A 7,808-nucleotide genomic window follows, 5' to 3' on the forward strand; every position below is an offset into this window, starting at 1 on the left:
CAGGCTTTGGTGTGCAGACGGTAGACCGTCTGCTGGCCGCCCGCCGCGTGCGACGCCTGCGGCATGCCGACCTGGCGCGGCTGCATGTGCCGCTCAAAAAGGTGCTGCCGTTTGTGGAGGCGGCCGATTACCGCCCCGGCCGTGCGCTGGACGCCGCCGACCTTGCTGCGCAACTGGCGCCACCGCCGGTACAGCGCAGTTTGTTCTGAAGCCATGCAGCGCCACACCATCACGCTGGAGCACCCCACCGACTGGCCCGGCTTTCGCACCGCCGCACGCGCGCTGGTGCAAGCCGATGTGCCCCCACAGGCCGTGGACTGGCGCTGTCAGGCCGATGCGGCCAATGATCTGTTCGCGCCCGAGCCCCACTGCCAAGCGCTGCCGAGCCCCGCGCCGCATGCTCCCACGCTGCGCGTGCCGCCCGACTTTGTGCGCCTGTGCGAGCAACTCATCCTGCACCGCGACCCCGCCCGCTTTGCGCTGATGTACCGCCTGCTGTGGCGCATGGCCCAGGGCGGCGCAGAGGCCAACGCCGCGCGGCATGACCCGCTAGACGCGGACCGCATGCAGGCCCACCACATGGTGCGCGCCGTGCGGCGCGACATGCACAAGATGCACGCCTTTGTGCGCTTTCGGCCCGTGGTGGAGCCGGATGGACAGACCCTGCACATGGCCTGGTTCGAGCCCGACCACTACATCACCGTGGCCAACGCGGGTTTCTTCATCCGCCGCTTCACGCAAATGCGCTGGGCCATCCTTACGCCCGACGCCAGCGTGCGCTGGGACGGGGAGCAGCTGCACACTGGCCCCGGCGCACAGCGCAGCGACGCGCCGCCGCCCGATGCGGGCGAGGCGCTGTGGCTCACCTACTACCGCCACATCTTCAACCCCGCACGGCTCAAGCTCACGATGATGAAAAAAGAGATGCCCACGCGCTACTGGCACAACCTGCCTGAGGCCGCGCTCATCACCGAACTGGCGCAGACCGCGCACGAGCGCAGCGCGAAGATGGTGGAGGCCGAAGCCACCACGCCGCGCAGGCGCATTGCGGGCAAGGAAACGCGGGCGTAAAAAAGCCACCCGGCTGATGCCCGACAAGGGCTACAGCGGGGTGGCGGTGGGCTGGGAATGATTCAGCGAATCAGCCAGCGAACCCTGACATCAATGCTGATGCCCGTGCGCGCCATGCACATGGCTGTGGGCAATTTCTTCAGCGGTGGCTGCCCGCACGGCGGTGACCTTGCAGCTGAACTTCAGCGCCTGGCCCGCCAGGGGGTGGTTGCCGTCCAGGTGCACTTCGGGGCCCTTGATCTTGACCACGTTGAACACGGCAGGCTGTCCGTCGTTGCCCACGCCTTGCAGCTGGCCACCCACCTTCACGCCGGGCGGGAACTCGCTCTTGGGAATGGTGCGCACCAGGCTTTCGTCACGCGCACCAAAGGCGTCTTCCACCGCCAGGTCCAGCGTCGTGGCAAAGCCCACGGCCTGGCCTTCCAGCGCGGCTTCGACCTTGGGGAAGATGTTTTCGTAGCCACCATGCAGGTAGGCCAGGTTGCCCGAATCCAGGGGCTTGCCCTGGGGCGTGGTCACCTTGTAGGTCAGGGTGACGGCGGAGTCTTTGGTGATGTTCATGCGCCCGATTTTCCTCCAACTGCCGCCACTGGGCTGGGCACCTCGTCCTGCGTCTGCCCCGGGTAACGCGCAAAGCGCCGCGCCTCAGGCCCGTGCACCGGGTCGCTCTCTGCCCAGGGCCAGCCGCCGAACTGGGTGCGGCGGTAGTCCTGCATGGCCTGCATGATTTCCTGCTGCGTGTTCATCACAAAGGGGCCGTACTGCGCCACGGGCTCGCCAATCGGGCGGCCTTGCAGCAGCAGGCATTCCACGGCCGTGGTGCCGGTGTTGACCAGTTCCCAGTCTTGCGAGGCAACCACTTCCAGCGCCGCGTGGCCGCGGATGGCCTGCGGGCCCACCGCAAGGCCGTCGCCCACAAAGTAGTACAGCATGCGGCGCGTGCCCTGGCCGGTGGCGGCGGGCAAAGTCCAGCGTGCACCGGGCTCCAGGTGCAGCGTCCAGATGGCCACGTCGCCTTCCGGTTGGGATGCCCAGGACTCGGGCGGCGGGCTCAGCGGTGCGTCGGCACCGGGCAGCGCGCCAGCCACCACGGTCACGGTGGTCAGGTGGCCGCCTGCGTCGCGGTGCTGCAGGCGCGGAATGCGCTCGTTCCACAGCATGGTGAAGTGCGGCTCCACCATCTTGTTCTTGGCAGGCAGGTTCAGCCAGATCTGGAAGAGTTCGAGCGGGTTGGGCTCGGTGGCGTTGAGCAGCGGGAACATCTCCGAGTGCTGGATGCCCTTGCCCGCCGTGACCCACTGCACATCGCCCCCGCCAAAGCGGGCGGCGGCGCCCAGCGAATCGGCATGGTCGATGAGCCCCTTGCGCACCAGCGTCACCGTTTCAAAGCCGCGGTGCGGGTGGCCCGGAAAGCCGGGCACGGTCTCGCCGTGGTACATGCTCCAGCCGTCCTTGCGGCTGAAGTCGCTGCCGATCTGGCGGCCTTCCAGCGGCACGGCGGGCGCAAAGGCGCCATCGCCTGCGGGGTAGGCGTCGTCGTGGTGGGCGCAGAAAAGGAACGGGTCCATCGTGGGCCACAGCGGGCCCAGGGGCTGGGTTTGCAGCACGGGCAGCGGGGCGGTGGCAGCGGTGGTGGGCGATGTCATGCAGGGCTCCTGGTGGAATGCGCCACCCCCAACGGGCGGCCGATACCGTGAACGACTGGGGCACCGGGCCGCAGCGGAAACAGGCGCATGTTACCGCGCAGCAGCCCTCGGCGGGCACGCTAACTTTTCGTTGGGCTGCCGCACGGCGGCCCGACAGTCATGCTATTTGACACTCTAGAGCATTTGCTCTAAAAATGCTCGAAAGCCACCCCCACCAGGAGCCCCACCATGGTTGCCGATATCGCCTACCTGCAGCAGACCCAGCAGGAAATTGCCCAGCTCGAGCAATTGTTTGCCCGCCAGCGTAGTGCCTATCGCGCCCATCCGATGCCCTCGGCGGAGCAGCGCGTGCAGTGGCTGAACAGCCTGGCGGAGCTGATTTCCAGCGAGCGGGACAGCCTGATCAAGGCCATCAGCGCGGACTTCAGCAATCGCTCGGCGGATGAGACCATCCTCGCCGAGATCATGCCGAGCCTGCATGCCATCCACTATTCGGCCAAGCGCGTGAAGAAGTGGATGAAGCCCTCGCGCCGCAGCGTGGGCCTGGCGTTCATGCCCGCCGCCGCCAAGGTGGTCTACCAGCCCGTCGGCGTGGTCGGCGTGATCGTGCCGTGGAACTACCCGCTGTACCTGGCCATGGGCCCGCTGATCGGCGCACTGGCCGCCGGCAACCGGGTGATGATCAAGATGAGTGAATCCACCCCGGCCACCGCCGCGCTGGTAAAGAGCCTGCTGGCCCGCATCTTCCCCGAGGACCTGGTGTGCGTGGTGCTCGGCGAAGTGGAGCTGGGCGTGGCCTTCTCCAAGCTGCCGTTCGACCACCTGCTGTTCACCGGCGCCACCAGCGTCGGCAAGCATGTGATGCGCGCCGCCGCCGAGAACCTGACCCCGGTCACCCTGGAACTGGGCGGCAAGTCGCCAGCCATCGTCTCGGCCAACGTGCCGCTGAGCGATGCCGCCGAGCGCATCGCCTTCGGCAAGACCCTCAACGCCGGGCAGACCTGCGTGGCGCCCGACTATGTGCTGGTGCCGAAGGACCGCGTCGACGGCTTCGTCGCTGCCTATAAAGAGGTGGTGCAGCGCTTCCTGCCGACCCTCAAGGACAACCCGGACTACACCGCGGTGATCAACGAGCGTCAGTTGGCGCGCCTGAAGAGCTATGTCGCCGATGCCGAAAGCAAGGGCGCTCAGGTCATCCCGCTGTATGCCGAAGGCCAGGGCCGTCGCCTGCCGCACACCCTGCTGCTGAATGTGAACGACGAGATGAAGGTGATGCAGGACGAGATCTTCGGCCCGCTGCTGCCGGTGATCCCCTACGACAAGCTGGAAGACGCCCTGGCCTTCATCAACGAGCGTGACCGCCCGCTGGCGCTGTACTACTTCGGCTACGACAAGGCCGAGCAGCAGCGTGTGCTGGAGCGCACCCACTCGGGTGGCGTGTGCCTGAACGACACCATGCTGCACGTGGCCCAGGACGACATGCCCTTCGGCGGTGTCGGCCCGTCCGGCATGGGCCACTACCATGGCCACGAAGGCTTCAAGACCTTCAGCCATGCCAAGAGCACCTTCATCAAGCAGCGCTACAACGCCGCCCGGATGATCTACCCGCCCTACGGCAAGGCCATCCAGAAGCTGGTGTACAAGCTGTTCGTCCGCTGAGCCTCCTGGGCCGGTCGCCTGACCGGCCCGTCGCTGAACTGCCGCGAGATTTTCCATGACTGCACATTCGATGGACGCGCCCGAACTTTCCCGGCGCAGCCTGCTCAAGGTCGGCCTGCTCGGTTCGGCCTTCCTTGCCACCGCCGGCGTCACCGCCAGCCTCAGCGGCTGCTCGGCCAGCGTCCCGGCCCAGGGCCTGGCGATCCTGCGTGACGGTGACCTGCCGTTTCTGCGCGCACTGATCCCGGTGATCCTCGAAGGCGCCGTGCCCGCCGAGAAGATGGAAGCCGCCGTGGGCAAGACCATCGCCGGCATCGACTACAGCCTCAACCGTTTCTCGCCGGAAATGGCCAAGCTCACCATCCAGCTGTTCGACGTGCTGGCCATGGGCGTGACCCGTGGCCCGCTGACCGGCATCTGGGGCAGCTGGGAAAAAGCCAGCGCCGACGATATCCGCCACTTCCTCGGCCGCTGGCAGAACAGCTCGCTGGGCCTGCTGAAGATGGGCCATGCCTCGCTGCTGCAACTGGTGATGCTGGCCTGGTACGGCAATCCGGACTCCTGGGGTCACTGCGGCTACCCCGGCCCGCCCACTGTCTGATACCTGCCTGCAACCCGCTCAGCCTTGTACTGCCTGAATCATAAAAAGAGAGCCTGAAATGCCTGTACCGGATCTGTTCAAAGAGGGCCTGTCTCGCGGCTGGAAGACCTACGACGGCTCGCGCCTGAACCAGGACCTGACCCTGGAAGCCGATGTCGCCATCGTCGGCTCCGGCGCAGGCGGCGGCACCACCGCGGAGATTCTCAGCGCGGCCGGCTTCAAGGTCCTGCTGATCGAGGAAGGCCCGCTCAAGACCAGCTCCGACTTCAAGATGCAGGAGCCCGAGGCCTACGGCTCGCTGTATCAGGAAGGCATGGGGCGGATGAGCAAGGACGGCGCCATTACCATCATGCAGGGCCGTGCCGTTGGCGGCACCACTCTGGTCAACTGGACCTCCAGCTTCCGCACCCCGGACGGCACCCTGCAGCACTGGGCCGAGGCCTATGGCGTGAAGGGCCACAGCGTCGCCGAGATGGCGCCCTGGTTCGAGAAGATGGAACAGCGCCTGGGCGTTGCGCCGTGGGCCATCCCGCCGAATGCCAACAACGATGTGATCCGCCGCGGCTGCGACAAGCTCGGCTATCACTGGAAAGTCATCCCGCGCAATGTGCGCGGCTGCTGGAACCTGGGCTACTGCGGCATGGGCTGCCCGACCAACGCCAAGCAGTCGATGCTGGTCACCACCATTCCGGCCACCCTCGACAAGGGCGGCGAGCTGCTCTATCTGGCGCGCGCCGACAAGCTGCAGATCAGCGGCGGCAAGGTCACCGGCATCGAGTGCCTGGGGCTGGACGAGCGCTGCGTGGCGCCCAACGGCCGCAAGATCCTGGTCAAGGCCAAACACTATGTGCTGGCCGCCGGCGGCATCAACAGCCCGGCGCTGCTGATGCGCTCCAACGCTCCCGATCCGCACGGCCGGACCGGCCAGCGTACCTTCCTGCACACGGTGAACTTCTCCGCGGCGCAGTTCGATGAAGTGATCAATCCCTTCTATGGCGCCCCGCAGTCGCTCTATTCCGATCATTTCCAGTGGGATGACGGCATCACCGGGCGCATGTCCTACAAACTCGAAGTGCCACCGCTGCAACCGGCGCTGACCGCCACCCTGCTCGGCCGCTTCGGCATCGACAATGCCCTGCGCATGGAGCAGCTGCCGCACACCAACGTCATGCTGGCGCTGATGCGCGATGGTTTCCACCCGGACAGCGCGGCGGGCAAGGTCGAGCTGCGCAGCGACGGCAGCCCGGTGCTCGACTACCAGATGACCGACTACACCTGGGACGGCATCCGCCGTGCCTTCCAGGTCATGGCGGAAGTCCAGTTCGCCGCCGGCGCCAAGGCCGTGCTGCCGCTGCACGCCGATGCTGACTATGTGAAGACGCCGGCCCAGGCGCGCGAGCTGATCGACTCGCTACGCCTGGAGATCTACCGCACCCGCCTGGGCAGCGCCCACGTCATGGGCGGCTGCGGCATGAGCGAAGATCCCAAGCTGGGCGTCACCGACAGCCTGGGGCGCCACCACCAGCTGGAAAACCTGTCGATCCACGATGGATCGCTGTTCCCCACCAGCATCGGCGCCAACCCGCAGCTGTCGATCTACGGCCTCACCGCCCAGCTTGCCAGCCTGCTCGCCGAGCGCCTGAAAGCGGCCTGACCACCGCTTTGCCGCAGAGTTCCCTTTGGCTTGGCCTTGGGGAACTGCTGCGCTACCATCCAAGTCCCCTAAGGACCTGTCTGGACGTTGCGATGAACCGAGTGCTGTACCCAGGTACCTTCGATCCTATTACCAAGGGTCATGGCGATCTGATCGAGCGCGCCTCGCGCCTGTTCGACCACATCATCGTCGCCGTGGCGGCCAGCCCGAAGAAAAACCCGCTGTTCCCCCTGGAGCAACGCGTGGCTCTGGCCCGGGAAGTCACCGCCCACCTGCCGAATGTCGAGGTGGTGGGGTTCTCCACCCTGCTCGCCCACTTCGTCAAGGAACAGAAGGCCAATGTCTTCCTGCGTGGCCTGCGCGCGGTGTCCGACTTCGAGTACGAATTCCAGCTGGCCAACATGAACCGTCAGTTGGTGCCCGAGGTGGAGAGCATGTTCCTCACCCCGTCGGAGAAGTACTCCTACATCTCCTCGACCCTGGTGCGCGAAATCGCCGCCCTCGGTGGCGACATCAGCAAATTCGTCCACCCCGCGGTGGAAGAAGCGCTGAAAAACCGCTTCGCCCAGTGATCTGAGGCAACTCGCCGCATCTTCGCTGATGCGGCGTCCCGCGCCTTGCGGCAAAATTGCAGCACTGTCCCGGCAATACCGTGCCTGACCGGCACCGGAGTCATCCCATGTCCCTGATCATCACCGAAGACTGCATCAACTGCGACGTTTGCGAGCCCGAATGCCCCAACGCCGCCATCTCCCAGGGCGAAGAGATCTATGTGATCGATCCCAACCTGTGCACGCAGTGCGTCGGCCACTACGACGAGCCGCAGTGCCAGCAGGTCTGCCCGGTCGACTGCATCCCCCTCGATCCCAACAATGTCGAGAGCCATGACGAGCTGATGGCCAAGTACCGGATCATCACCGGCAAGGCCTGATCCGCAGACTTTCGCCAGCCGGCGTGGCCGACTCGATTACACTGGGTGGACGAGTCCGGCGCGCCGGCTTTTGTTTGTCCACGGATAGGAAATTCAACCGCATGAGGCCAAGTATGGCGCGAGTTTTGGGCCTCGAAACACGTTCGGCCAAGGAAGGTTGAGCGCTCGCTTGCCGCTCAATGGCAAGAGCTTGGGAGGCAGTATGCATTTGGGCCTGGCGCGCGCGCAGCTGCTTCCCCGCAGCGA

At 66.0% G+C, this 7,808-nt stretch carries 7 protein-coding genes and 2 pseudogenes; 7 read left to right on the forward strand and 2 right to left on the reverse strand.

Going from position 1 to position 7,808, the window contains the following annotated elements:
- Positions 1-209: pseudogene (locus QZ709_RS00840) on the forward strand (biotin synthase); the annotation flags it as partial.
- 4 nt (positions 210-213) lie between these two features.
- Positions 214-1,071, forward strand: coding sequence for a TIGR03915 family putative DNA repair protein (locus QZ709_RS00845; RefSeq protein WP_294635481.1), 858 nt, complete (start codon positions 214-216; stop codon positions 1,069-1,071).
- A 90-nt stretch (positions 1,072-1,161) separates the two neighbouring features.
- Here QZ709_RS00845 and QZ709_RS00850 read toward each other — a convergent pair whose 3' ends face one another.
- Positions 1,162-1,632, reverse strand: coding sequence for a peptidylprolyl isomerase (locus tag QZ709_RS00850; RefSeq protein WP_294635482.1), 471 nt, complete (start codon positions 1,630-1,632; stop codon positions 1,162-1,164).
- Positions 1,629-2,717: a pirin family protein gene (locus QZ709_RS00855; protein WP_294635483.1), complete on the reverse strand. Its 1,089-nt coding sequence runs from the start codon at positions 2,715-2,717 to the stop codon at positions 1,629-1,631. Before QZ709_RS00855 ends, QZ709_RS00850 begins: the two co-directional genes overlap by 4 nt.
- Before the next feature lie 219 nt (positions 2,718-2,936).
- On the opposite strand from QZ709_RS00855, the pseudogene QZ709_RS00860 reads away from it, so the two are divergent.
- The 5 genes and pseudogenes from QZ709_RS00860 to QZ709_RS00880 all read left to right on the forward strand — a co-directional run.
- A pseudogene (locus QZ709_RS00860) lies at positions 2,937-4,376 on the forward strand (coniferyl aldehyde dehydrogenase); the annotation flags it as partial.
- A 55-nt stretch (positions 4,377-4,431) separates the two neighbouring features.
- Positions 4,432-4,977: a hypothetical protein gene (locus QZ709_RS00865; RefSeq protein ID WP_294635484.1), complete on the forward strand. Its 546-nt coding sequence runs from the start codon at positions 4,432-4,434 to the stop codon at positions 4,975-4,977.
- A 58-nt stretch (positions 4,978-5,035) separates the two neighbouring features.
- Positions 5,036-6,631, forward strand: coding sequence for a GMC family oxidoreductase (locus tag QZ709_RS00870; protein WP_294635485.1), 1,596 nt, complete (start codon positions 5,036-5,038; stop codon positions 6,629-6,631).
- Positions 6,632-6,723: 92 nt separating this feature from the next.
- Entirely contained in the window at positions 6,724-7,203 is a 480-nt protein-coding gene (gene coaD / locus QZ709_RS00875) for a pantetheine-phosphate adenylyltransferase (RefSeq protein ID WP_184680450.1), read from the forward strand.
- A gap of 107 nt (positions 7,204-7,310) precedes the next feature.
- Positions 7,311-7,562: a YfhL family 4Fe-4S dicluster ferredoxin gene (locus QZ709_RS00880; RefSeq protein ID WP_294635486.1), complete on the forward strand. Its 252-nt coding sequence runs from the start codon at positions 7,311-7,313 to the stop codon at positions 7,560-7,562.
- Positions 7,563-7,808 lie beyond the last annotated feature (246 nt).

The organism is uncultured Aquabacterium sp. (genome assembly GCF_913773725.1).
Lineage (GTDB): Bacteria > Pseudomonadota > Gammaproteobacteria > Burkholderiales > Burkholderiaceae_C > Aquabacterium.